21 protein-coding genes, 1 rRNA gene and 1 pseudogene are annotated in these 26242 nt (G+C 42.1%); 13 read left to right on the plus strand and 10 right to left on the minus strand.

Annotated elements, in window-relative coordinates; all coding sequences use genetic code 11:
* Positions 1-128 (minus strand): 16S ribosomal RNA (locus FTT88_RS10100); the annotation flags it as partial.
* Between the two features lie 543 nt (positions 129-671).
* Between FTT88_RS10100 and FTT88_RS10105 the strand changes: the two genes are divergently transcribed.
* The 7 genes and pseudogenes from FTT88_RS10105 (at position 672) to FTT88_RS10135 (ending at position 5815) form a co-directional block, all read left to right on the plus strand.
* Positions 672-1628 (plus strand): VacJ family lipoprotein, encoded by a 957-nt coding sequence (locus FTT88_RS10105; RefSeq protein WP_078189556.1) that lies wholly within the window; start codon positions 672-674, stop codon positions 1626-1628.
* Positions 1629-1726: 98 nt separating this feature from the next.
* Positions 1727-2695 carry an RsbU family protein phosphatase GigA gene (gigA, locus tag FTT88_RS10110; protein WP_180005046.1) on the plus strand — a complete coding sequence of 323 codons (969 nt, stop codon included), beginning with the start codon at positions 1727-1729 and terminating at the stop codon, positions 2693-2695.
* 112 nt (positions 2696-2807) lie between these two features.
* On the plus strand, positions 2808-3326 hold the full coding sequence (gigB, locus tag FTT88_RS10115; protein WP_180005045.1) for an anti-anti-sigma factor GigB: 519 nt from the start codon (positions 2808-2810) through the stop codon (positions 3324-3326).
* Between the two features lie 32 nt (positions 3327-3358).
* Positions 3359-4183: a carbon-nitrogen hydrolase family protein gene (locus FTT88_RS10120; protein WP_180005044.1), complete on the plus strand. Its 825-nt coding sequence runs from the start codon at positions 3359-3361 to the stop codon at positions 4181-4183.
* 95 nt (positions 4184-4278) lie between these two features.
* Positions 4279-4696 (plus strand): annotated as a pseudogene (locus FTT88_RS10125) (organic hydroperoxide resistance protein).
* A 202-nt stretch (positions 4697-4898) separates the two neighbouring features.
* Entirely contained in the window at positions 4899-5291 is a 393-nt protein-coding gene (locus FTT88_RS10130) for a DUF4951 domain-containing protein (protein ID WP_180005050.1), read from the plus strand.
* A 173-nt stretch (positions 5292-5464) separates the two neighbouring features.
* A complete protein-coding gene (locus FTT88_RS10135; protein ID WP_111884710.1) occupies positions 5465-5815 on the plus strand; it encodes a hypothetical protein in 351 nt (116 codons plus the stop codon).
* A gap of 56 nt (positions 5816-5871) precedes the next feature.
* Here the strand turns inward: FTT88_RS10135 and gspE are convergent, their stop codons facing one another.
* Positions 5872-7359 carry a type II secretion system ATPase GspE gene (gspE, locus tag FTT88_RS10140; RefSeq protein ID WP_111884711.1) on the minus strand — a complete coding sequence of 496 codons (1488 nt, stop codon included), beginning with the start codon at positions 7357-7359 and terminating at the stop codon, positions 5872-5874.
* Between the two features lie 100 nt (positions 7360-7459).
* Here gspE and FTT88_RS10145 point away from each other — a divergent pair, with 100 nt between their 5' ends.
* A complete protein-coding gene (locus tag FTT88_RS10145; protein ID WP_180005043.1) occupies positions 7460-8281 on the plus strand; it encodes a hypothetical protein in 822 nt (273 codons plus the stop codon).
* Positions 8282-8290: 9 nt separating this feature from the next.
* Entirely contained in the window at positions 8291-9214 is a 924-nt protein-coding gene (locus tag FTT88_RS10150; RefSeq protein WP_180005042.1) for a mechanosensitive ion channel family protein, read from the plus strand.
* 122 nt (positions 9215-9336) lie between these two features.
* Here the strand turns inward: FTT88_RS10150 and FTT88_RS10155 are convergent, their stop codons facing one another.
* On the minus strand, positions 9337-12123 hold the full coding sequence (locus FTT88_RS10155; protein WP_180005049.1) for a DUF2339 domain-containing protein: 2787 nt from the start codon (positions 12121-12123) through the stop codon (positions 9337-9339).
* Positions 12124-12286: 163 nt separating this feature from the next.
* Here FTT88_RS10155 and polA point away from each other — a divergent pair, with 163 nt between their 5' ends.
* Complete coding sequence (polA, locus tag FTT88_RS10160; protein WP_180005041.1) at positions 12287-15052, plus strand: DNA polymerase I; 2766 nt, start codon at positions 12287-12289, stop codon at positions 15050-15052.
* 156 nt (positions 15053-15208) lie between these two features.
* On the opposite strand, the gene FTT88_RS10165 is transcribed toward polA, so the two are convergent.
* From FTT88_RS10165 to ppx, 5 genes are read right to left on the minus strand one after another with little or no spacing between them, the layout of a single operon-like run.
* Complete coding sequence (locus FTT88_RS10165; protein WP_078189567.1) at positions 15209-15772, minus strand: YggT family protein; 564 nt, start codon at positions 15770-15772, stop codon at positions 15209-15211.
* Between the two features lie 27 nt (positions 15773-15799).
* Positions 15800-16630: a pyrroline-5-carboxylate reductase gene (gene proC / locus FTT88_RS10170; protein ID WP_168378486.1), complete on the minus strand. Its 831-nt coding sequence runs from the start codon at positions 16628-16630 to the stop codon at positions 15800-15802.
* A complete protein-coding gene (tilS, locus tag FTT88_RS10175) occupies positions 16627-18003 on the minus strand; it encodes a tRNA lysidine(34) synthetase TilS (protein WP_180005039.1) in 1377 nt (458 codons plus the stop codon). The genes proC and tilS overlap by 4 nt, the downstream gene beginning before the upstream one ends.
* A complete protein-coding gene (locus FTT88_RS10180; protein ID WP_078189570.1) occupies positions 17940-18764 on the minus strand; it encodes an acetyl-CoA carboxylase carboxyltransferase subunit alpha in 825 nt (274 codons plus the stop codon). The genes tilS and FTT88_RS10180 overlap by 64 nt, the downstream gene beginning before the upstream one ends.
* 33 nt (positions 18765-18797) lie before the next feature.
* Positions 18798-20318 (minus strand): exopolyphosphatase, encoded by a 1521-nt coding sequence (ppx, locus tag FTT88_RS10185; RefSeq protein WP_078189571.1) that lies wholly within the window; start codon positions 20316-20318, stop codon positions 18798-18800.
* 266 nt (positions 20319-20584) lie between these two features.
* Here ppx and trxA point away from each other — a divergent pair, with 266 nt between their 5' ends.
* The 3 genes from trxA (at position 20585) to FTT88_RS10200 (ending at position 23167) form a co-directional block, all read left to right on the plus strand.
* The gene (trxA, locus tag FTT88_RS10190; RefSeq protein ID WP_078192629.1) at positions 20585-20911 is read left to right on the plus strand and encodes a thioredoxin; all 327 of its coding nucleotides are present in this window, start codon (positions 20585-20587) and stop codon (positions 20909-20911) included.
* 323 nt (positions 20912-21234) lie between these two features.
* Positions 21235-22503, plus strand: coding sequence for a transcription termination factor Rho (gene rho, locus FTT88_RS10195; protein WP_067731074.1), 1269 nt, complete (start codon positions 21235-21237; stop codon positions 22501-22503).
* A 412-nt stretch (positions 22504-22915) separates the two neighbouring features.
* A complete protein-coding gene (locus FTT88_RS10200; RefSeq protein WP_180005038.1) occupies positions 22916-23167 on the plus strand; it encodes a hypothetical protein in 252 nt (83 codons plus the stop codon).
* Between the two features lie 293 nt (positions 23168-23460).
* On the opposite strand, the gene FTT88_RS10205 is transcribed toward FTT88_RS10200, so the two are convergent.
* Complete coding sequence (locus FTT88_RS10205) at positions 23461-23757, minus strand: integration host factor subunit alpha (RefSeq protein ID WP_004649746.1); 297 nt, start codon at positions 23755-23757, stop codon at positions 23461-23463.
* The gene (gene pheT / locus FTT88_RS10210; protein ID WP_180005037.1) at positions 23754-26135 is read right to left on the minus strand and encodes a phenylalanine--tRNA ligase subunit beta; all 2382 of its coding nucleotides are present in this window, start codon (positions 26133-26135) and stop codon (positions 23754-23756) included. The genes FTT88_RS10205 and pheT overlap by 4 nt, the downstream gene beginning before the upstream one ends.
* Positions 26136-26242 lie beyond the last annotated feature (107 nt).

Raw genomic sequence — 26242 nt, forward strand, 5'->3', positions numbered from 1 at the left:
AGATTCCTAAGCATTACTCACCCGTCCGCCGCTAGAAATCGGTAGCAAGCTACCTATTCCCGCTCGACTTGCATGTGTTAAGCCTGCCGCCAGCGTTCAATCTGAGCCATGATCAAACTCTTCAGTTAAAATCATTTTGAAGTTTTAATCTAAACTTCCAAATCTGGCTCATCAATTTTCTGACTTAAATTTCGCTCAAATAAACTTCGAGTAATTTAAACCAATCAATCAATGATAATATTTCGATCAATCAATCAGTAAAAATCCACACAAGTTGTTCTTCATAATCTCTTAATGATCTTCTTGTTGGTTCGTCACCAGCAAGCTAGGTCAGCTATATTACTCTTTATTTCTAAAGAGTCAACCAGCAATTCAAATTATTTTTAAACTTATCAAATAAAACCCAACTTAATCAATTCAACCAAGTCATTGTTTTATCAGAAGTTTTAATCTTCATCACCGCCGATGGATGTGCATTCTACAGTATTTCAGCACCGTTGCAACACCTTTTTTAAAATAATTATTTTGAACGCACATTTTTCACTCAAATTACATTTTTTCATTCATATTTTGATCAAATTTGGTTTAATAGTAATAAATCAGGATTATTTGAACGTTTTTACTTATTATACGGCAAACATTTTGCCGCGCTAAAAGCGTCAGGACTATATATGCGCCAAACTTCTTTTTTATATGCAGGATTATTGTCACTTGTCGTAACAACACCTGTATTTGCAAATGACGAAGCTTCAGCACCTGTTGCTCAAGATTCAGAAGCTGCCAATAAATCAAAAACACAACAACTTGCGCATGCTGCGATGGTCAAGTCATCTGAAGTTGCAAAAAAATTATCTGTTAATGCGAATGCAGCACAATCAGAAGAAGATAAAGACCCTTTCCAACCGATCAACCGGAAAGTTTACGCATTTAATGATTATTTAGATGTCCATATTGCCCGCCCTGCTGCTGTGCAATATGTCGCAAAAACTCCAAAGGATATTCGTGAATCTTATCGTTTATTCCGTAAAAATTTAGGCGAACCTTGGAATGCGTTTAACCAACTCATCCAAGGACGACCGACACGTGCCGCAAAAAGTCTAGGTCGCTTTACTGTTAATACACTGACAACTTTAGGCTTTGCTGACCCTGCGAGTCGCCTAGGCCTAGAAACCGAAGATGAAAATTTTGGTGCAACTTTAGGATATTACGGTATTCCTTCTGGTCCTTATATTGTTCTACCAGTGCTTGGCCCAAGCACATTGCGCCAAACCGTTGGTCTAGCTGTAGATAGTCAAGGACGTCCACAGAAATATATGCTTGATGGTCATGATGTAGCTTACTGGTCTGAGCAAACTTTACGTGGAATTGATACTCGCGCTCAATTACTGGATATCGAAGGTGTATTGCAAGGCGATAAATACGCTCAAATTCGTGATATCTATTTGCAACGCCTGAACTATTCTATTGCCGAGAAAAAAGGTATTGCTGAAGAAAACTTATTTATTGATGAAGAAGATGACGATATTGATGAATCTGAAGATAATTCAACAGATGTTTCATCTGATGATTCTACCGATTTCATTGATGATAGCAGTTCAGATGATACCGACACGGTAACAACTGAATAAATAAAATTTTTCAATTGGCTGGTGTGGTTTTTCCCTCCAGCCATCATTAGCTTGCTATAGTACACTTATTGTCTATCGAAGGATTCATCTAATTCTTTATGTATTTCATTCAACCTACTCGTGATATTCCATATTTAGATCAGGTACTTGATGCGCTTCCTAGCGTACAAATGATTAACATTGAAGATCTAGACTTGTATGATCCAACGATCATTGCAATTGCTGATGTTGCCGACTTTTTAAATCACCAATGGACACTTCCTACCATTGTGCTCGCTTTTGAGCATGAGGGCGCTGCATTGGCTCAAGCGTGGCAACAAGGTGCTTTAGCAGGATGGGTGTGGGATCATATTCCAACTAACCTCCAAGCAGCACTCACTAAAATTGATGCGCAATACAAACGCAATCAAGACAGCCGCGACCTCCCTTCTGCTGCAGATTTGCAAAAACGCTTACTGCCAAATCCAATCGAACTCCACAATTATAAAGTTGAAACATTCTTCCAACCTTCTGCTTATTTATCGGGTGATTGGTACGATTACTGGAAAATCAGCGATAAAGAAATTATGTTTTATCTCGCAGATGTGTCTGGTCATGGGGTAACGAGTAGTTTACTGACCTCATGGATGGCTGCTTTCCACGGTCGTTCAAAAACCCCGAGAGAACTCATCAAAAAGCTCAATGGCATGCTGGTTCAAGAAAATATTGAAAAGCACATTACCATGATTGCTGGGATACTCAATCTCGATACGCATGTCTTGAAATGGTCTAGTGCAGGGCATTATCCGCCGGCCATTTTATTTGAACCCGGTCTTCCTGCGCGAATTTTAAATACCAGCAGCTTCCCACTCGGCTTAACTGAAGATCTAGAAGTTGAAGAGTTTGAATTTACCTTAAATCGTTATTCTCGCTTTGTAATTTGCTCGGATGGCGCACTTGAACCTTTTGACGGTGGATTGAATGAACAGCTAGGTCAATTGGTTTATCACTTGCAAAATCAATCATTTCAAGCACCAGACCATGTTGCTGATGATATTGCCATCCTAAGTTTACGTCGAATCAATTAATCACGAAATCAATCACTTAAACCGAATACGACTTTCTGATCATACTCGGCTACTTGAGTAAGCTGTGCCCCTATGGGATAATTTACTATCCTTCTCTGCAAATGGCATTTATATGTCAACAGGTCATGTTGAATATGCAAGCTTGAACGGAACGCATATTTTTAAGCTTATTGGCGAAGTGCGTGCCCAATCTTGTATTAGTCTAGACAAGTTATTAAACAAAATTGAACAGCAACAAAATGTCGTCGGTGCAATCGTTGATTTAACCCAAACGACATTTATCGATAGTACTGTTCTTGGCATTTTGGCGAAACTGGGTTTGAAGCTCAAACAAGTTCACCAAATCCAAGCGGTAATGTTGTCTACAAACTCTGATATCACAACGCTTGCCAATAGCATGGGTTTAGGTCAGGTGTTTGTTATTTTGAATTATTGTGGTGATCCAAGTGTATGCACTCGCGCACTTATGGAAGAACACATTACCCATAGCAATATGCTGAATACGGTTTTAGATGCACACAAAACGCTGATGAAACTAAATGATAGCAACCAAAATATGTTTGAGCCTTTGGTCAAACAACTGCAAAAAGAGCAGGACAATCTAGAGCAACCCAAGCAGCAAAATGTCTAATTTAGGTTAATCACAGCAGAGACTCTCTTCGCATGACTTTACTTTCCGTTGCACAAATGAATTCTCAAAATGACATTGAAGATAACTTCAAAGTGATCGAGTCATTGATGCAACAAAGTCAGGCTCAAGGTGCGAGTCTCATTGTATTTCCCGAAAATTTTGTCTGTTTTGCCGCAGGTAAACAACGCGAAACCGCGGCGCAATTTGAAAGTATTCAGCAGCGACTAGAACAACTCGCACATCGTTATCAACTTTGGATTGTTGCGGGCACACTCCCATGCCCTTATCGTCCAGATGGTTCAATCATTCAAGATGGCCGTGTCCGTACTGTTAGCCTGTGTATCAGCCCTGAACATACCGAAGCACGTTATGACAAAATTCATTTATTTGATGTGCAAGTTGGTGACGCTGTCGGTGGCTATCAAGAATCAAAATTTTTTGAACCTGGTACTGAAACCGTAGTTGCAACAACACCTTTTGGCAATATTGGCCTGATGGTGTGCTACGACTTGCGCTTTCCTGAACTGGCTTTGAAACTTCGTAGCCAAGGTGCAAACATTTTAACGGCGCCTGCAGCTTTTACTTATACCACGGGTGAAATGCACTGGCAGTTGTTACTGCAAGCTCGTGCCATGGATAGTCAATGTGCTGTATTAGGTGCCGCACAACAAGGCTGGCATGGTGAAAAGCGTCAAACTTGGGGTCATGCTGGAGCAAGCAACAGCCGTGGTCAAATTTTAGCAATCACCGCAGAAGAAGGCGCTCAACTACTCACATTTCCTTTTGACTTAGACGAACAGCAGCAGATTCGTGCATCAATGCCACTGATGCAGCACCGTGTTTTGGTTCAATATTGATTTTCACTCTGTATAAAATTACAAAAAAACTGAATATTATTTAAACAAAATCCCCCACGATATGATTTTGAACCATCATCTGAGGGATTAGAAAAATGACTTTAGAAAAAGCAGTTTATACAGCCCATGCAAAAGCCACTGGTGGTCGTGCAACGACGTCCGATGGTCATTTAGATGTTCAATTGGCGGTGCCGAAAATTATGGGGGGGTACAGGTAATGGTACGAATCCTGAACAACTCTTCGCCGCTGGTTATTCAGCCTGTTTTTTAGGTGCAATGAAATTTGTGTCTAACCGAGATAAAATTTCGATTACCCCTGCTGCCTACGTCGAGGGTGATGTTGGTATCGGCCCTATTCCAACAGGATTTGGTATCGAAGTGACGCTTAATATTCATCTTGAGGGTATGGATGCAAGTGAGGCACAAAAATTAGTCGATGCCGCGCATATTGTGTGCCCCTATTCAAATGCTACCCGAAACAATATTAATGTCACTTTAAATGTTTTGACTTAAATCCATTTTCAGCTATCTATACAAAGCACTGTTTTAATTTCTTATAAAATAGTGCTTTGAACTTTTTGACTTCTACAAATCTACAGTTGAGCTCAAAATAAAATCTTATCCATTTCCAATACATTTAAATATTCTTATTCAGCCGCCAAAACCTTGCTAAAATATATAACGATTCTTATTTACATTCATTTGTTGATCTATGATGCTTAAATCTCTCCTTATCGGTACATTGCTAATCAGCGCATCCACACTAAGTTTTGCCGAATTAACCCTGTCTGAAAAAGTCCGTCCTCAAATTAAATCCTTGGTCAATCCAGATATTCAACGTCTTGCGCTACCGCCAACACCGAACAACATGTCTTTACCTGCCTATGGTCAAGGCATCATTGGTTGGGGTACAGGCCCAGAAGGTGCTGCAGCGCGCTTAGCCAATATCACCAAAGCCGACGTTGAAAAGCTTAAAACTCAAGATGTCACTTTAGAGATAGTTCAAACTTGGCAAAAGTTTTATGAAAATGAAACGCAGCGCAATGCAGGTAACCCAACCGCGCCCATTCGTGCTGAATTAATGAAGAAAATTGTCAGTTTGTGGTAAGTGAAAGACTGTACAGCCCATATTTTTGGGCTGTTTTTAGTCAAATTAGAAATAAAAAATCATGAGATATTCGATAGAAAGAATAATGAATAAAATTAAAAAAATGTTTAATATTCAAACTATAATTAACTATACATCCATAAAAAAATTAAAATCATTTTCAGGACTTTACAATGAAAACATACTTTTCGATGCTTTTTCTAAGCTTGGCCTTAGCCGCATGTAGCCAAACACCTGCGCCTGATTTTTCAGGAGAATGGAAACAAACACCTGACACGGAGAGCCTACGCAAACTTTCCATTAGCAAACAAGGCGATGACTACCAAATTAAAGACGAATTTTGGCTCGATAAAAATAATACTGAGCGCACTTCTAGTACTACATCAGGTATGGCCGAAGTGAGCCATGATGTTTTGAAATATAAAGAGAGCAATAGCATTGAAATGAAACTCAGTGATGCAACTCACCTCACTCTGACAGATAAAGCATACGATGCTGTTATTCATTTTGAAAAGATTAACTAAAGCAAAGCCCCGAGTCCATGCACAGGCTTCGGGGCTTTATTTATATTTTACACTGACTATTCAGCCGCTTCATTCGTCACTCTGAGCACTTCTTCAATGGTGGTTTTACCTGCCAAAACTTTACGCAATCCATCATCACGTATTGAACCCGCATTTGCACGTACATGATTTTCTAACTCAAACTCAGCAGCATTACCATGAATGAGGCGACGTGTTTGCTCATCAATCGGGACGATTTCATAAATTGCGGTACGCCCTGTAAATCCAGTATGCGAGCATTGTTCACAGCCTTTAGGTTGTGGCAATTTTAACTCAGCCGATGCATCTAAATGCTTAAATAAGTCTTTTTCAAAATCATCGGCATCATGCCAAGTCGCACAGTGACGGCACAAGGTTCGAACCAAACGCTGTGCCACCACACCGATCAATGAGCTTGAAAGTAGAAAGGGTTCAATCCCCATGTCTTTAAGACGGGTCACTGCACCAATCGCTGTATTGGTATGCAGCGTTGAAAGTACCAAATGGCCTGTTAATGACGCTTGTACTGCAATTTCAGCAGTTTCTAAATCACGAATCTCCCCGACCATCACCACATCTGGGTCTTGTCGAAGCATGGCTTTTAATGCACGAGCAAAGGTCATATCCACTTTGGTATTGACCTGTGTCTGCCCGATCCCTTCAAGTTGATACTCAATTGGATCTTCAGCAGTCAATATATTTTTTGAACCATCATTTAGATCAGACAATGCCGCATATAAGGTTGTGGTTTTACCCGAACCCGTTGGTCCCGTAACTAAAATAATGCCATGCGGACGATGTACCAGTTGTTTCAATCGATCATAGTCATGCTGCATCAAGCCCAAATGGGTCATGTTTAAACGCCCAGCTTGTTTATCGAGTAAACGCATCACCACACGCTCACCATACGAAGACGGTAAAGTTGATACACGCACATCGACTTCACGGCCCGCCAAACGTAGTGAAATACGACCATCTTGTGGAATTCGCTTTTCTGCAATATCGAGTTTGGCCATGACTTTGATCCGTGACACCAACAATGGCGCAAGTTCACGACGAGGCTGGACAATTTCACGTAATTGACCATCAACACGTAAGCGGACAGACAGCTTTTTTTCAAAAGATTCGATATGAATATCTGAAGCTCCAACACGAATTGCTTCCGACAATAAAGCATTGATTAAGCGTACAATCGGCGCATCATCTTCCTGATCCATCAAATCTTCAGCTTCTGGCACAGAGTCCGCAAGGCTAAGTAAATCAGGATGATCTTCCAGACCCGCTGCCACTTGTTGAGACTCACCGGTGTCTCCGGCAAAGCTTGCACTGAGTAATTGATTAAACTCTTGCTCACTACATAATTGATATTGTGCAGGATGCCCTAAATAGCGACGTGCTTCTTGCAAAGCCAGTAGTGGCGTGCTGTCACGACGCACAATAAAAGCTTGATCACCCTCATATCGAAGCAATACGCCATGACGTTTGGCAAAACTATATGGTATTTGTAATTGTTTAAGTACTTGCATCACGCATTATAATGATGAAAAAAGTTGTTTTGAGTGTACTCTAAGCATCTGACAGCGTGAAGTCTGTTTTTAGGATTTATCAGGACAAGGGATATACGCATTGCCATTAGAAAATGATTTGACTGAAAAGGAATCCCCAAAACGTAAATGGTGGGGGGAATATCAATTTGAACTGAATCACCCGCGCAGTTGGCAGTTTGGGTCTTTATTGTTCCGTGTGACGCGCGGCATGCAAGAGTGGCGTATGGAATACCATCGCCCAACCTTTCAGTTTGACTATGAGCAGCAATGGCATCCGATACAAGACCCTGAATTTGGTTTTCCACAACCCATTAAAATGGAACGTTATATGTTCCGCCAGACACATGACAAAATTCAAATCATGCCACGTTTGGCAGATCGGTCTGTGGTGATTAAACCGGTCGATCCGATTTATATTCCAGCCGGACAGCGCGGAACGTTATATATCAGCACACCGCTTTGGATTGCTGGTTTTGTCGAAGGTCTTAGAGAACCCTTGTTTGATATACCTGTTATTCTACCAAAAGATACCTGGTTTGGTCCGAATCATCGAATGGGTGAAATTTGCTATGCCACAGCAGTTGATGGTCGTACAGAACTTAAACAACTCAAACCTCGTGCTTTTCGTGCAGTAACCCCTATTGAGTTTCATAACGTGAGTAATCAACAGATTCGTTTTGACCGTATGAATGTCCCTGTACCAGCTTTGCCATTATTTTATAGTGAAAGTACAGGACGTTTATGGACTTCACAAATTCGAGTCGTGCATGAAGGTCATGACAAACCGCCGCGGGTCAAAATTGAAAACCGTACACCGCCACAAGCCGGTGACGTGACTTATCTGCATCCGCCACGCGAGTCAGCCAATGTACTATTCAATATGTTTGATTCATTTTTCTAACGGTGAGCCATGGCAGATTTAAATATTTCGACAGAAATTACCAGCAGCCTAAAAGGAATGGTCGCCAATCTCAATACCGATCGGCTGACAGAATTATTGGTGGCTGTTTTACTGGCAGTCATCGGCTTTCTGATTGCACGTTTTATCTCAAACACCTTTATCCGCACTGTAGGTATGCGTTTCAATGCCCATCAGCAGTTGGTTTGGCGTCGCGGGATTTTCTATTTCATCTTTTTAATCTTTGTGATGGCAAGTTTAAAAGAAGCCGGCTTTAAACTCAGCGTCTTCTTGGGTGCAGCAGGTATTTTAACGGTCGCACTGGGTTTTGCCTCGCAAACGTCCGCATCCAACCTGATCAGCGGGATGTTCTTGATCGGTGAAGGGTCTTTTGAGGTTGGTGATACCATTCAATTGACACTGATTCGCGGGCATACCATTGAAGGTGAAGTGATCTCGATTGATTTGTTGTCGGTCAAATTACTCACGCAAGACAATGTCTATGTCCGTTTGCCGAATGAACAACTGATTCGGGCACCTGTACATAACCTGTCTAAGTTTCCAATACGGCGCATTCCAATTACCCTTGCGATTAACTTTCATGAAGACATCATCAAAGTCCGCGAAGTTTTATTAGATGCCGTCAGTAAATATCCATTGGTCTTGGCCGATCCTAAACCTGCCGTGACCGTCACTGCCTTTCGAGAATCTTCCATTGAGCTGCTTTTTGCTATTTGGTGTCAAAGAGAGAATTTCCTGAAAGTCCGTGATGAAATGCAGGAACGGATTCGAAATGCTTTTGTCGAAAATAAAATTGAAATCCCTGTCCCGAAAATGGGTTTTGTTGACCACCCGCTTTCTACGCAAGCAAGCGATGCCGACGTCGATCAATATGCCAATACACAAGAAATCCAACGAGAGCCTCAACTCAAATAATGGTTTATAGAATTGATATAAAAAGCCCTGCATATCATCAAATGTGCAGGGCTTTTTTATTATCTACTATTTATAGCCAACGACCTCTACAGCTTAGTGATCTAGTACGTTTAAGAACTTCATCATGGTTCAATCTTGTCATTCGGCATGGGGGCAATATAGGCAATCAAAAGCATGGCAAAACCTGCGGCCATAAATGAAATCACTCGCATGAGAGTGCCGACATGAGATAAATCCAGCAAGACCAATTTCAAAGTAACCAAGACCAAAATACTGCCACCAAGTAGCCAAACTGAACGTAATTGGCGCTGAGTGGCAAAGCGCATACTCACCAAAGCCAATAACACCCACAGCACAGTAAAACTCAGTTGAACGGTCGCATCGCTCCAAATGTCTAAACTGTTATAAGGCGTATCCAGATACCTATGTAAGGCACGAAGCACGACATAGCTACTTAACCAAAGTAGCCCAAGGACACTCAACACGGCAGCCAAGCTACGATCTAAACCAGCTTTTAACTGTTGATTCAACATCCATAAAAAAGCCGCTAACAACAGCAAACTCACTACATCAAAAGGATTCAGTATCGGCAAGATATATCCCACAAAGGCCTGCTGACTAAATAATTGCGAACTGATGATCCAACTTAAAGCCAAAAACAAACTGCTACGCGTTTGCCAAAACATTTTCCAGACCGGTTGCTGCGCTTGCCAATAACACCATGCACAAAATATCAGCGGCAAAATTACCACACTGATATACGGCATACTGGGTATCAGCGTCAGACTGGTCCACGCCAAGCTACTCAAAATTCCGAGACTGACCCATTCTTTTTCTTCACGCACACCGAGTAATGGTCGTAGCCAAAGCAGCGTCAAGCTCAGCCCAGCGAATGCAAAATAAATCTGCTCCATCGTTGAATGCCAAATTAACTGACCGTTCTCACTCACTGAAATAACTTGGTACAGCCCCATCACATAAACAGGCACTAGACCCGTCCACTTAATGATGGACCAACTCCACGAAGCTTTTCGTTTTAACAAGCCTTCATTCACCACCAGATAAGCCACACTAACGATCAATAGACTCAAGGCCAATTGATGGCTAGTCTGCAGCCAATCTAAGAGCAACATGATGAACATAGTAGTTGCTGAGAGCATTTGCACACATTGAAAGGCAATACTCGAACTTGAAAGCTGTTTATGAAATGCAGGAACAGCATGCGTCACGATAATGGCCGCCAAATAGCTCAAACACACGCCCCAATACATCTGTGCAGGGAAATGTGGCAGTTGAACCAAATAATACAGACTTGAACAACCCGCCATCACCAAGAGCGCCATGCCTAAATAACGGCTGATATTGGACTGCTTGTATAAGGCATATATAAATATCAATGCACCTTCAACTGCCCAACCGACCACACTCCACTGCTCTTTCAATACTATCGGTGGAATCAATGCCAAGAAAATTAAGGTCAAACTCAAATAACTTTGTGCAATCAGTGGGATCACCGCACTACGTTTACTGATGCTATACAGTGCGGCAAAAAGCGCTGCGAATAGCAAGCTATACCCCGCCTGCCATACCGTTTCCTCAAAATACATCAAATACAATGCTAGATAAGCAAGCACTGGTGCAGCAAATATCAGTGCAATATCCAAGGCAGGTTTAAGCTGAAAATGCGCAAGATCTTGTTTCGCCAATAACTGACTAAAACGAAAACCGAGCCAGATAAAAATCGCAGCGTGGGCTAAAACCAGCACGCTCATCATCTGACGTTCGGTGGTGTATCCGTGGTAAAAAGCATATCCACCACCCATGATTACCGTCATCAAAAATGCGATTTGATTCAGATATTTCCACGGTCTTAAAGTACTCATGACCGCAACAGCAATATTAATAACAAGATAATAGGCGATGAATTCCGTTGCTATTGCATCACGAACAGGCAAGGTAAATGGCGCAAGATAGGCGATCAGCATTGCCATGATTGCCAGTTCTACCGACTGTTGTTTCAAACTGAGCCAAATCGTCAATACCATAAGTGCAGCATACAGTAGACAAGCTATGCCAAAGCCCGGAATCACGGCATTGTAATAGGCAAAAAATAAAGTCAAAAACAGCGCTGCAAGACCTAGACCTTCTAGAGCCAAGGCAAAACTGCGATTTTTGGTTTGTAGCCAAAAACCCAGTCCGACAACACCAGCACTGATCAAACTCACGATCAGCAGTTTCATGGCCAAGCTTAGTTGCCAATGCTCTGTGGCAAATCTGAGTAATAGCACCACGCCAATCACCAAGACCAGTACCGCCACTTTTAACACGGGATTACCTTGGAAAAGCCATTGCTGAATTTGACTAGATAGATTTGGCGCAGACTTGGATGGTGTATTAGAAGGCGTTGAATTGAATGATGCCTGATGTCTAGCTGTACCAACTGCCGTCGCGGGATGTACAGATGGTGTATCGTTAGAATCAAAATTTTCAGGACGGTCTATTGTCGACGCTGATATTGAAGTAGCTGCATGTTTCGATTGCGACTGAAGCGCACGTCCTTGCAATAGATGCAGCTGACGTTCTAATCGTTTCAGCCAACGCAGAAAAAAATAGACCCACAGGCCAATCCCGATCGCAACCAAGTATCCCAATTCTGTTAACAGTCCAACGACCGTTAATAACGATGCAATATATAACGGAACCTTTGATGTCACTTGAAATGATTGTTTTGATGAGCTCAGTGCATCAGCGCCGTGCTGTAAATCATCGACATAATTCATCACACTGAGCATAAAACCAATGCCGCTGATATAACTCAGGATACGGAGGTCTAAGTACCATGCCCCGATCCCCACCATAATCAGCGACATCAACCAAATCATCTTGATTTCATTATTCTGTTTCAGCATACCTGCTTCGTCATTTTCCTGAATGTTTTGATGATACATGAGCCCGACGGATGGATTAAAACTATTCATCAGTGATTCGGTAAGTTACATATACAATCTAGACTCAGCGTACGGGCAAAAAATCACGTACAATAAAACCGTTTTTAGGATTAGGAAATTATCAATGCCACCATTTGTCTTGGTCGATGGCTCATACTTTTTATTTCGTGCTTACCATGCACTGCCACCATTAACCACTTCAACCGGTTTGCATACCAATGCAATCCGAGGTGCCATTTCTGCCATCCAAAAATTAATGCGTCGTATCCAACCGACGCACATGGCCGTTATTTTCGATACACCTGAACCAACCTTCCGTCATGAATTGTCCCCAATTTATAAGGGTGACCGTCCAAGCATGCCTGAAGAATTATCACAACAAATTCCATATCTTCATGCGTTAATTCGTGCTCTAGGGATTCCACTACATATGTTGCCAGGCGCTGAAGCCGATGACATTATCGGAACTTTAGCCAAACGCGCTGAAGCAGCCGGTCATCAAGTTTTGATCTCCACTGGTGACAAAGACATGGCACAGCTCGTTACTGAGCGTGTCACTTTAGAAGATAGCTTCAAAGACAAACCGATGGACGTTCAAGGCGTTTTTGAAAAATTTGGGGTGTGGCCGAATCAAATCATTGACTACCTCACGCTGATGGGCGATGCCTCTGACGGCATCCGTGGTGTACCCGGTGTTGGCGCAAAAACAGCAGCGAAACTTTTAACCGAGTACGGCTCGATTGGCGGCATTTTAGAAAATGTCGACAGCATTAAAGGTAAAGTCGGTCAAAACATTAAAGACAATGTTGAAGGAATTGCTCTTGACCATCAACTGGCGAGCATCGTTTGTGACCTCGACATGGGCCTTAAATACGAAGATTTGAAACTTGCCGACCCAAATATTCCAGCACTGCGTGATTTATATACGGAACTAGAATTCCGTAACCAACTGCAGTCTTTAGATCATCCGAACAACCCCAATGGCGCAACCTACAAACAAGCAGCCAAAGCCATCAACACCACGGCGACTGTAGCCAATGCACCTGAAGTTGAAGATCAAGCGAACAAAACCAGTGTTGATGACTTACTTGGTGAAGCACGTTATCACACGGTATTGACTCAAGAAGATTGGGATGTGTTATTTAAACGTCTAAGTACTGAAAAGCGTTTTGCCTTTGATACTGAAACCACCAGCCTCGACTACCGCGTGGCGCAGATTGTAGGTTTCTCGGTGGCTTTAGATGCACATGATGCCTATTACGTGCCGCTTGCGCATGATTATGAAGGTGCGCCGAAACAACTTGATCGCGACACGATCCTGAATCAACTCAAACCTTTACTTGAAGATTATGACGTACAAAAAATTGGTCATCATCTCAAATATGATGCACATGTCTTAGAAAATCATGGCATTCATTTGGCAGGTTGGTATTTCGATACCATGTTGGCCTCTTATGTCCTTAACTCTGTGGCTACACGTCATGGGATGGATGACGTCGCACGTTTGTATTTAAGTCATCTCACTACGACGTTCGAACAAGTGGCGGGTAAAGGTGCAAAACAAAAGACCTTTAACCAAATTGAGCTTGAAACTGCAGCCCATTATGCCGCAGAAGATGCCCATGTGACCTATCGTCTGTATGAAGTACTCGATAAAAAGTTACAAGCCCACCCAGAACTGATCAATATTTTGCACAATATTGAGATGCCAGTTGCCCGTGTTCTAACCTCTATGGAAGAAAACGGCATTGAGCTAGATATGGAATTCCTCGACCAACTTGGTGTGGAATTTGCCAATACCATTCAAAATTTAGAAACCGAAATTACCGATCTTGCGGGTCAAAGCTTCAATGTCAGCTCGCCTAAACAAGTCGGCGAGATTCTGTTTGATAAATTAGGTTTAAAAGGCGGTAAGAAGACCTCTACAGGTCAGTACAGTACCAGTGAAAGTGTTCTAGAGAAAATCGATCATCCGATTACCGATTTAATTTTGGAATATCGTGGTCTCTCTAAACTGAAAAGCACTTATACCGATGGTCTGTTAAAGCAAGTGAATAATGACACACATCGTGTGCATACCAGTTATCACCAAGCGTTAACAGCTACAGGTCGTTTATCATCCACAGATCCCAACTTACAAAACATTCCTGTCCGTGAAGATATTGGGCGCCAAATCCGTAAAGCCTTTATTGCACCTGAAGGTCGCATATTACTTGCAGCCGATTACTCGCAAATCGAATTACGTTTAATGGCACATTTCTCGCAAGATCATGCCTTGGTCGATGCCTTCAATCATGGACAAGACGTACATAAACGTACTGCGGCAGAAGTTTTGGGTATTCCACTCGATGAAGTGACCAGCAACCAACGTCGTCAAGCCAAAGCGGTGAACTTCGGTCTGCTCTATGGCATGTCAGAATTCGGTTTGACTCGTCAGTTGGGTTTCACTCGCGAAGAGTCACGTAACTATATTGGTAAATACTTCCAACGCTACCCTGGTGTTTTAGAATATATGGAACGTACTCGCCAAGTGGCACGTGAACAAGGTTTTGTGGAAACCATTTTAGGTCGTCGTCTGTATACACCGGACATTATGGCGAGCAACAAAATGGTGAAACAAGGCGCTGAACGTGCAGCGATTAATGCGCCGCTACAAGGTTCTGCGGCGGATATTATTAAATTGGCCATGATCGCCGTCGATAAAATCTTACCGAAAGATCAAGCCAAAATGTTACTGCAAGTACACGATGAATTGGTGTTTGAAGTCGATGCTGCAATTGCCGACGAACTCTCTGCCCAACTGGCTGAAGTAATGCAGTCTGTGTTGAAAATTTCCGTTCCACTGATTGTGGAAGTGGGTCAAGGTAATAACTGGGACGAAGCACACTAACTCATTCACGTTCATTCACGCCTTTCTCCCTCTAGGAGGAAGGTTGGATGGAGGTGAGATATCTCCTCGTAGATATTTATTGTTTTACACCACATATTAAATCCACAAAAAAGGACGCCTCGGCGTCCTTTTTAATTTAACTCGTCTTAGCTCAGATTAAAGACCAGTCAATAATGCAATTGCGACTTGCTTCATAATGGTTTCCGCAACCAACAATGCCAAAATCGCAAAAATTGGTGACAAGTCAATCATCCCCATATTTGGAAGAATACGACGGAATGGCGCAAGTAGCGGTTCTGCCAACTCTTGAACCACTTCAATATAAGGCGAACGTGACTGGCTAAACATCACGACCCAACTCAAAATAATCGATGCAAAAATTAAGTAACGACAGAAACGGATTAAATCCTGAATCATGGTCACAAAGGTCATAATGATCAGATGGAATGGACTATTCACCGCCACGCCTGACAAATACATCAAACCAAACATTTTTAACAAATACAGAATCACCACCAACACCAATGCTGCGGTATTCACTCGACCTTTGGCCAAAGTTGGGAAAATTCGGCTAAAGATGTCGACAATTTTTGTTGCTTTTGCTGTTGCCAAAACCACAGGGTTATATGGACTCACGGCAGCAAGCTGCATTAAAAAACGGAAAAATACGAGCAAAATTGCAACGTTAATAATGATTCCAAAAATTTGAGCAGAGCCCATACTTGAACTTTCCTAAATCAAATCGAATTATTTGGTGCTTTCGCTTAACTCTTGTGCCAACTCTTGGCTACGCTTTTGCGCTGCAGCTAAAGCGGCCTGAATATTTTGTGAAATCTGAGCACGATCAAATACTTCAATCGCGGCTTGTGTGGTACCATTTGGAGAAGTTACATTTTTACGCAACTCCGCAGGACTGTTGGCACTGGTAATCGCCATTTGTGCGGCACCTAATGCAGTTTGCAAGGTGAGTGCTGTAGCCACTTTTTCATCCAAGCCCATGTTTTTTCCTGCACGGATCATACTTTCCATCATATAGAAAAAGTATGCAGGACCTGAGCCAGAAACTGCTGTTACCGCATCAATCTGCGCTTCAGAGTTTACCCAAAGTGTTAAACCAGTTGAAGCCAAAACTTGACTTGCAAGATCACGATCTTCAGCCGAAACCGCTTCACCTGCATACAAACCATGCGCACCGGTTTGAACTAAAGCCGGTGTATTTGGCATGACACGAACAATACGCTCTGTGCCTAATAATTTTGAAATCGTTGCAATTTCTGCACCTGCAACAATTGAAATTACCAACTTCCCTTCTAGCAAACCTTGTAATGGTGCCAAAACTTTTGCCAACACCTGAGGCTTAACTGCAAAAAGTACAATATCAGCATCTCGAATTGCTGCAACATTATCATCGGTCACATGCAAATCTTTTTCAGCCAAAAGCTCACGTACTTTTTCTACGGGATCTGAAACTGTAATACGTGTAGTCGGGACACCACGTGCAATTAGGCCACCAATTAAAGCCTGTGCCATGTTGCCGCCACCAATGAAACTGATATTACAATTTAGAATTGCGCTCATGATTGAAGATCCGATATTGCAGATTTAGCGTTAAGAGATAATGTCGGTTGCCAGCCAGCTTGAGTACAAAATTCAGACTGCGCCAACCAAAAGCCCTGAGGCGTAAAGACGCCTAGCATAACATTATCTCGGCTTAATATTTGAATAGTATGACGCTGCCATGGAAAAATTTGCGCCTGCTGAATGGCTTTTTTCAACGGCCAACTTCCGATACGACCATATAAATGAATTTTTTCACCGCCAAGACGTGGGCGAATCTGCAGTTGCTGCCCCAATAATTCAGGTGATAAGCCAACTTCTGAGGATTGAATCACAAAATGGCCTGTAGGCAACTTGAGAGACTGACCTGCAACACAAGTTATAACCTCAACCTCTTGAATGGATTCTGCTGGCAGATAATCCGCTTTGGTAATCCGATGAAGTTGCTGTTGAAAGCGCAGATAATAAAATCCATTCCAGTGTAATGCCGCTTGCGAGTCTTCGCGTGAGCCAATCACTTCTGAAAATAATCGCTGTACCATTTCAAAACTTGGACGATATTGCCCCTCACCTTTCATCCAGTGCGATAACAACTGACGCTGACGTGCCAGACTGAGCTGTTGTAAAACCACTAAAGATAAAGTTTGCGATGAACCACAGGCTGCCAAATCTTGTTGCAACACCTCGTGTAAAATTTCATCAGCATCTTGCATCAAATAACTGGTTCGACTCAGGGCTTGCTGCATTTTAGGAAATCGACCACTGAGTACAGGCCATAGAATTTCACGACTCCACGCGCGGTCATAGTCGGTATCAAAATTAGTGAGATCTTGAATATTTTGCACATGCAGTTGTGCTGCCCATTGGCAAATTTGCTCACGTGAAAGATCCAATAGCGGACGCCATAAAGCAAAATCTTCACGTACATCGAATTTTTTCATCGCAGCAAGGCCATGGACACCCGCACCTGAAAGTAGCCGCAACATCAGTGTCTCGGCTTGATCTTGCTGATGATGCGCGAGTACCAATATTTCATCTGCTTGTAAATGTTGGGCAAAGGCTTGATAGCGGGCCGAGCGTGCTTGATTTTCAAGGTTACCTTGCGCAACCTGGACTTTCTGTATAATGAATGGGAGATTTAACGCTGCACACTGAGCGCGTACAAACTCGCCCCAAGCATGACTACACGCTTGTAGTTGGTGATCAATATAAATCACCCGTATTTTTTCAGGGCACAAAAACGACATAAGATGCAGCAGCAACATGGAATCCATGCCACCACTACATCCTATTAAAAATCGGCTTTGTTCAGGCAGCGCCTGAATTTGACTTAAGCAGTCAGCCCTAAATTGTCGCTGCCAAACTTCATTAAACGCTGATAACGCGCTTCGCATCGTTCGTTTGCATCCATTGGTTGCAGTTCTTCTAAAGCTTGCTTCAAGACCACTTTCAAATCCTGCATGACTTTTTCAGGGTTTAAATGTGCGCCTTCCGCTTCGTCCACCACGTATTCCACAATGCCCATCTTCTGCAATTTATCTGCCGTCAATGCCAATGCTTCACTTGCTTGTTCTGCTTTCTCTGCAGTTTTCCACAAAATAGATGCACAGCCTTCAGGTGAAATCACTGAATAAATACTGTGAGATAGCATAATCACACGGTCAGCCACGCCAATACCGAGCGCACCACCCGAACCACCTTCACCCAATACCGTTGCCACTACAGGCACTTTGAGTGAAGAAAGCTGAGCTAAGCTGGTTGCAATCGCTTCGGCCTGACCACGTTCTTCTGCACCCACACCTGGGTACGCACCCATGGTATCAATAAAGGTAAAGACTGGCAGATTAAAACGCTCGGCCATATCCAATAAACGCTGTGCTTTACGGTAACCTTCGGGGTTACTCATACCAAAATTATGTTGTAATTTTTCACGTGTACTACGACCACGGTGCTGACCTACAATCATCACAGGCTGACCATCTAAACGAGCCAAACCACCAATCATCGCGCCGTCATCACCAAATAGGCGGTCACCATGCAAAGCATCGAACTCTGTAAAAATTTCGCCAACATAATCCAAAAACTGCGGACGTTCAGGATGACGTGCGATCTGAACCGTAGTCCAGGCTTTAGATTGAGCTGCTTTATTTTTCATAGGTCGATCATTATCCCTAACTTAACTGGTCTGTTAATTGATAAATTGTTCCGACTGGATATTCAGTTCAATATCCCAATGCTTAAATTGCACCTGCTCATCATGCAAGTCTGCAACCAACAAAGGCCACTGTTTGGCATCACCAGAAACACTAAGTTGCCATTGTTGCGCATTGTCCACGCTTAATTCAATGGCAGGAAGCATCTCATCGCTGCGACTATGATTTAATAAAACTGCTAAACGAAGCAATAGACATAAGTAAACAAGTTTGTTACCACCGACTTTCATCACATCGACACGTGCATCACTGCGTAACTTACGACGATGATGCGCCACTAAATGCGACAAATGATTTTGATCAATTTGCGAGAAACCCGGAATATCCGAATGTTGCAACAAATAGGCACCATGACGATGGTAACCACTATGACTAATCGCTAAACCAATTTCATGCAGATATGCCGCACGACGCAGTAAATCACTGTCATCACTGGTCAAATTCAGTGCGGTCGCCACACCATTAAACAGTTGTTGCGCGGTATTGACTACACGCTCAGCTTGTTTCACATCTGCGTTGTAGCGACCCATCAACGCATGTACAGAACGATCTCGAACATCTTCATGTTGGAAACGACCCAAGAGGTCATACATCACGCCTTCACGTAATGCGCCATCCGAATAGACCAATTTATCGATATTCAGCACATCAAAGACGGCATATAAAATGGCAATACCGGCTGGCAAAACTGCTCGACGGTCTTCTTTTAGACCATCAAATTCCATTTCATTGACATGCTTATATTTAAGCAATTTATCTTTGAGTTTAAATAGACCGTCACGTGTCAGTTCTTCCTGATCGTTACTCCAGCCCATATTGACACAAATCTGACGACACGCTTTGATCGTACCGCTTGAACCGACAACAGTATCCCAGCCCGCAGCTTTATAAGTGTTAGCAATACCTGCAATTTCCTTGCGAGCAGCATTTACCGCTTTATCAAAACTTTTCAGGTTAATTTCACCATCAGCAAAAAACGCTTTGGTAAAAGCGACACAGCCCATTTGCACGGATTCAGTATGAATCGGTTCAAACTCTTCACCAATAATCAGCTCTGTAGAACCCCCACCAATATCAATCACTAGACGACGACCACTGTTTGCCATGGTATGTGAAACTCCCAAATAAATGAGACGGGCTTCTTCACGACCAGCAATGATTTCAATGGGTTTCGGTAAAATTTCAGCGGCTTTTTGAATAAATTCATGACCATTTTTTGCTTGGCGCAAGGCATTGGTCGCCACAATACGTAAACGGTTGGCTTGGACAGGATTTAAACGCCCTACAAAACGTGCTAGGCAGGCTAATCCTCGTTGCTGTGCGGCTTCGGTCAAATTTTTATTTTCGTCTAGACCTGCGGCAAGCTGTACTTTTTCTGACATTGATGCAACTTTTTTCACTTCACCATGGTCTACACGTGCGATAGCCAAGTGGAAGCTGTTCGATCCCATATCGATAGCAGCAAGTAATTCTTCATCAATCAAAAAATCAGACATTATTCAAAAAAACCTGTTCAGAATTGTGCTTAGATTAATTCACATACATGCAATTTAAAAGCCATTTATGAGTAGTTCGGGCGGAACTTATCGATTTTTTATCTGAAGCAATGATAGTCATACACGATCATCGGCATCGTGATCATCCATTAGACAAACTGACCATTCAGGTCGAAAATTTACATAACCCCCTACATTGTTATAGTTGGCTATGTAATACTTATAAACATAGAGTCAACTTAAAAATTAATTCCGGAGCAAAATCCATGTCTGGCAATATCGTAAATACAACTGATGAAAACTTCCAAGCCGATGTACTAGAGTCTGATACTCCTGTACTTGTAGATTTTTGGGCAGGTTGGTGTGCTCCTTGTAAAGCCATTGCACCTGTACTTGAAGTACTTTCAACTGAGTTTGAAGGCAAAGTTAAAATCGTTAAAGTAGACGTAACTTCTTGCGAACAAACAGCTGTAAACTACAACATCCGTAACATTCCTGCATTATTAATGTTTAAAAATGGCGAAGTTGTAGCAACCCAAGTCGGCGCAGCACCAAAATCTAAATTGACAGCTTTCATCGAAGAAAACATCTAATATTTTTCCGATAAAAACACTCGAAAATACGCTGTTTTACACAGCGTATTTTTTTGGTTGATAAATTGACAAATGCTGTGTTCTCTCTTATATTGTTTACTCAAGAAATTAAGGATCTCAAATCCTGTCATTTTCTTACAACACAACACATAAAATGCCGCTCGGCAACAGAATTGTTTTTCACATCTCTCTTCATATAACGAATCAGATCTCTGAATTGTTTTGTGCAAACCAATTGCTATCGTTTCTTGCATGATCGCGGCACATTTGTTGCTCCCTTTTCCAACCTGTACCTCAGAATTTTAGATTCTATCTGACCACCTATGAACTTAACCGAACTCAAGAAAAAACCGATTGGCGAACTCATCAAGATTGCCGAGTTTATGGGCCTCGAAGGAATGGCTCGTAACCGTAAGCAAGATATTATTTTTGCCATCTTAAAGCGCCACGCAATGAACGGCGAAGAGATTTTTGGTGATGGCGTTCTAGAAATTCTGTCGGACGGCTTTGGTTTCTTACGCTCTGCAGCGGGTTCTTACCTAGCCGGCCCTGACGATATCTATGTGAGCCCATCACAAATCCGTCGCTTCAACCTTCGTACTGGTGACACTATTACAGGTACGATTCGTCCACCTAAAGAAGGCGAACGTTACTTTGCATTATTAAAAGTTAATCAAATTAACTACGACACACCCGAAAACTCACGTAATAAGATTCTTTTCGAAAACTTAACACCTTTATTTCCAACCGAACAATTGGTAATGGAATTAGGTAATGGTACAACAGAAGACTTAACTGCGCGTGTGGTTGACTTGGTTGCTCCGATTGGTAAAGGTCAACGTTCAATTATCGTTGCACCGCCAAAAGCCGGTAAAACCATGTTGTTACAAAACATCGCACAGTCGATTGTTCGTAACAATCCTGAATGTTTCTTGATTGTCCTTCTAATTGACGAACGTCCTGAAGAAGTAACAGAAATGGAACGTACTGTTCGTGGTGAAGTGGTTGCTTCAACATTCGATGAATCACCAGCGCGTCACGTACAAGTTGCAGAGATGGTGATTGAAAAAGCTAAACGTCTTGTAGAACACAAAAAAGATGTAGTGATTTTACTTGACTCAATTACTCGTTTAGCACGTGCTTACAACACTGTAATCCCTTCATCTGGTAAAGTTCTTACTGGTGGTGTGGATGCCCATGCTTTAGAACGTCCAAAACGTTTCTTCGGTGCAGCACGTAATATTGAAGAAGGTGGTTCACTGACAATTATCTCAACTGCGTTGATTGAAACTGGCAGTAAGATGGATGAAGTGATCTACGAAGAATTCAAAGGTACAGGTAACCAAGAAATTACCCTAGACCGTCGTATTGCTGAAAAACGTGTGTTCCCTGCGATGAACATCAAAAAATCAGGTACACGTCGTGAAGAGCGCCTAATGTCTGAAGATAACCTCCGTAAAGTTTGGATTTTACGTAAATTGCTTCATACACAAGACGAACTTGCAGCGATGGAATTCTTGCTTGATCGTATGAAAGAAACCAAAACCAATGATGATTTCTTTGATCAAATGAAACGTAAAGCATCCAACTAAGTTGAATGTTTGACTGAAAAGGCCATCTATAACGATGGCCTTTTTATTTGGTTGACTTTGGTTACACAAAGAAACATTTGATGGATTTCCATGTAAACTTATTTTCAAGTTTATGATTATAAAAAATATATTTTAAAAAACCCTATTCTTTTTAGTAGTTTATTTGCTATTTCGCCAATATAAAACTTTCTCTTAATTGTTATTTTCTGTTAAAAAATGGCCGTTTTTCACCTATTTTTAACTGTTTTTTCAAAGTCACTAGTAGCATTTCAAAATACTCAGTGATAGCATACACGCAGACCAGTTAGACTGCTCTATGCATTTTTAATACCTATTCAAATTAGGCATAATAAAAGCACACAACAGACTAACGCAGGTTATTTTTTAATCTCATATTTTAGAGAGTGATGCCATGTTATTCAAAAAAATCGCTATTGCTGCTGCAGTTGCTACTACTTTAGCTTTCGTTGGTTGTGCTAAAAAAACTGAAGAAGCTGCTCCTGCTGCTGCATCTGAAGCTGCTGCTTCTGAAGTAGTTGCTGCGTCTGACGCTGCTGCTGTTGAAGCTACTGCTGCTGCATCTGAAGCTACTGCTGCTGCTTCTGAAGCTACTGCTGCTGCTTCTGAAGCTACTACTGCTGCTTCTGAAGCTGCTGCTCAATAATCTAACCGATTATTCAGCACAAAAAGAGAGCCCTTTGGCTCTCTTTTTTATTGCCTCAAACTTTAAACCTTAGTTCATAAAAAATAGCTAATATTCAAAATACTAAACCCATGCTTATTGAAAAATAAAAACTGAAGATTTAGCTCAAAGAAAGCCACAATCAATCTTTACGACAACTCAACTCAACTCAACTCAACTATATCGTCTCACCTTAAATCGAATATTCTTCAACATGACTTGTGCGATAGATGATGAACACTGCGCCTCCTAAATCAAAGGCAAAAAAAAGCAGATCAATCGATCTGCTCATTTCCAACACGTTGACGGAATTTTTGTCCCGCACGGAAGGTCACTACACGACGGGCAGAAATCGGAATTTCTTCACCCGTTTTCGGGTTACGGCCTGGGCGTTGACGTTTATCACGCAACTCGAAGTTACCGAAACCAGAGAGTTTAACTTGTTCCCCAGAGATTAGCGCTTGGCTAATCTCATCGAAGAATAACTCGACCATTTGTTTTGCTTCACGACGGTTTAAACTCGTGAGCTCACTTAAATGATCAGCCATTTCTGCTTTTGTTAATGCTGTCATGAAGCCCTCAATGTCGCCTGGTAAGTGTTTTCCAACACCTGAAGTATGTTATCCATACCGGTTTTGATTTCAGCATCTTCTAATGTACGTGTTGGATGTTGCCATTGAATTGCAAATGCCAATGAGCGCTTGCCTTCTTCGACACCTTGACCAGTGTACACATCGAATAACCAAACTGCGTCTAAAAGCTCACCGCCGGTTTTTTCGATAAGTTGCTGAATTTCACTAACATTAATCTTATCACTAATTAAAAGCGCAATATCACGTCGAACCGACGGAAAACGTGATAATTCTGTAAAATTAGATACATAAGTTTGCAAAACAGCCGATTGATCCAACTCAGCGACCCAAGTTGTTGCCAAATCCAACTCATCTTCTAAAGATGGGTGTAAACGACCGAAGTAACCAATTGATTGACCATTGACTAAGATTTCAGCAGATTGACCTGGATGCAACCACGTACGCTCTGAACGTACATATTCAACATTTAAACGTGCAGAATTTAAAATCTCCTCTACATCGCCTTTAAAGTCAAAGAAATCCATTGGCTGTGCTTTACCATGCCAAGATTCAGTCGTACGCGAACCTGTTGCAACCAGTGCAAAGGTTGGGATCTGTTTAAGATCATGAATGCTGTTCGCACCTTGATAATCAAAACGTAGACCAAGCTCATAGAAACGCACACGGTTTTGCTGACGGTTCACGTTGTATTGCACACATGGGATCAAACTTGATAATAAGGTTGAACGCATCACTGCAAGATCGCTAGAAATCGGGTTTGCAAGCGCTAGTGGTTGAACCCGTGGATTCAATTGTTTCTCTAGTTTCGCATCTGCAAAGCTAAAGCTAATCGCTTCTTGATAACCCAAAGCCACTGCAGTTTGACGTAACTGAACCAATTCAAATTGGTCTTGGTATTTCGCCAGTTTGACATCAATCACCGGCAAGCTGATTTGAATATTGTCATAACCGTGAATACGTGCTACTTCTTCAATCAAGTCTTGGTAAATCGCCATATCAAAGCGGTGTGATGGCGGTACAACTGTCCACTCACCTTCTGCTTTCACAGTGACATTGCAACCCAAACGCGTTAAAGCATCGGTAATAAATGCAGATTCAACTTTATAACCAAGCAGTTGATCGACTTGTGCTTGGTTCAGTTCAATGGCTTCACGTTTTGGTAATAGCTCTACTTTTTCAGCAACAGTAATTGGACCAAACTCACCACCAGCTAAATCAACAATAAGCTGAGAAGCACGGTGCATTGCCGTCATCGGCAATTCAAAGTCTACACCGCGTTCATAACGCTGAGATGCATCAGTATGCAAACCAAAACTACGTGCACGACCTGCGATATAGAGTTGATCAAAGAACGCCGACTCAAGGAAAATTTCAGTGGTATCATCAGAAACGGCTGAACTTAGGCCACCCATGATCCCTGCAATCGCCAAGGCTTTTTGATCATCTGCAATCACCATCACGTTTTCAGATAATTCAACTTCTTGTTCATTCAACAACGTTAATTTTTCTGCTGCTGTTGCTTGACGTACACGAACAGAACCTTCAACTTTACCGCCATCGAATGCATGTAATGGTTGACCCAATTCCATTAAAACGTAGTTGGTAATATCGACCAAAATGCTGTGCTGACGAATGCCCGCACGAGCCAATGCACGTTCCATCCACTCAGGAGTTGGTGCTTTGGTATTCACGTTTTTGATCACTCGACCTAAATAGCGTGGGCAACCATCAGTTTCAACAACAACTTTCTTCTCATCAGTAATTGTTGCAGCAACTTCTGTAATCAATGGTGCAGTCACAGGGAGTTGGTTAATCACACCAATTTCACGTGCAATACCACGAATACTGAAGCAGTCACCACGGTTTGGCGTGATGCTGATATCAATCACATTGTCATCAAGATCTAAATATTCACGCACATTTACACCAACAGGTGCATCGGCAGGAAGCTCTAATAGACCGTCGATTTTATCTTCAAGATCAATTTCAGACGCACCGCACAGCATGCCTTGTGATTCAACACCACGAAGCTTGCCTTTTTTAATTTTGAAATCGCCCGGAAGTACTGCACCAATGGTTGCTACAGGAGCTTTCATGCCTACACGTACGTTTGGAGCACCACAAACGATTTGTAACGGCTCGCCTGAACCGATGTTTACAGTAGTGACACGTAAACGGTCAGCATCGGGATGTTGAACCACTGTTAAAACTTCACCGACTACTACACCAGTAAATGGTTTTGCAGCAGGAGATAAATCATCAACTTCTAAACCTAACATGGTCAGTTGGTCAGAAAGTGTATCGCTATCAATGGCTGGGTTAACCCATGTACGCAACCAATTTTCGCTAATTTTCATTTATAAAAACCTATATATCTAAATTTCTAATCCCCTCTAGCGCCCCTTTAGAGAAAGAAGACGAACCCTAAGTCATGATGGACAACCCCTCTCCTTTCAGGAGAGGT

The organism is Acinetobacter sp. YH01024 (genome assembly GCF_013420195.1).
Taxonomy (GTDB): domain Bacteria; phylum Pseudomonadota; class Gammaproteobacteria; order Pseudomonadales; family Moraxellaceae; genus Acinetobacter; species Acinetobacter amyesii.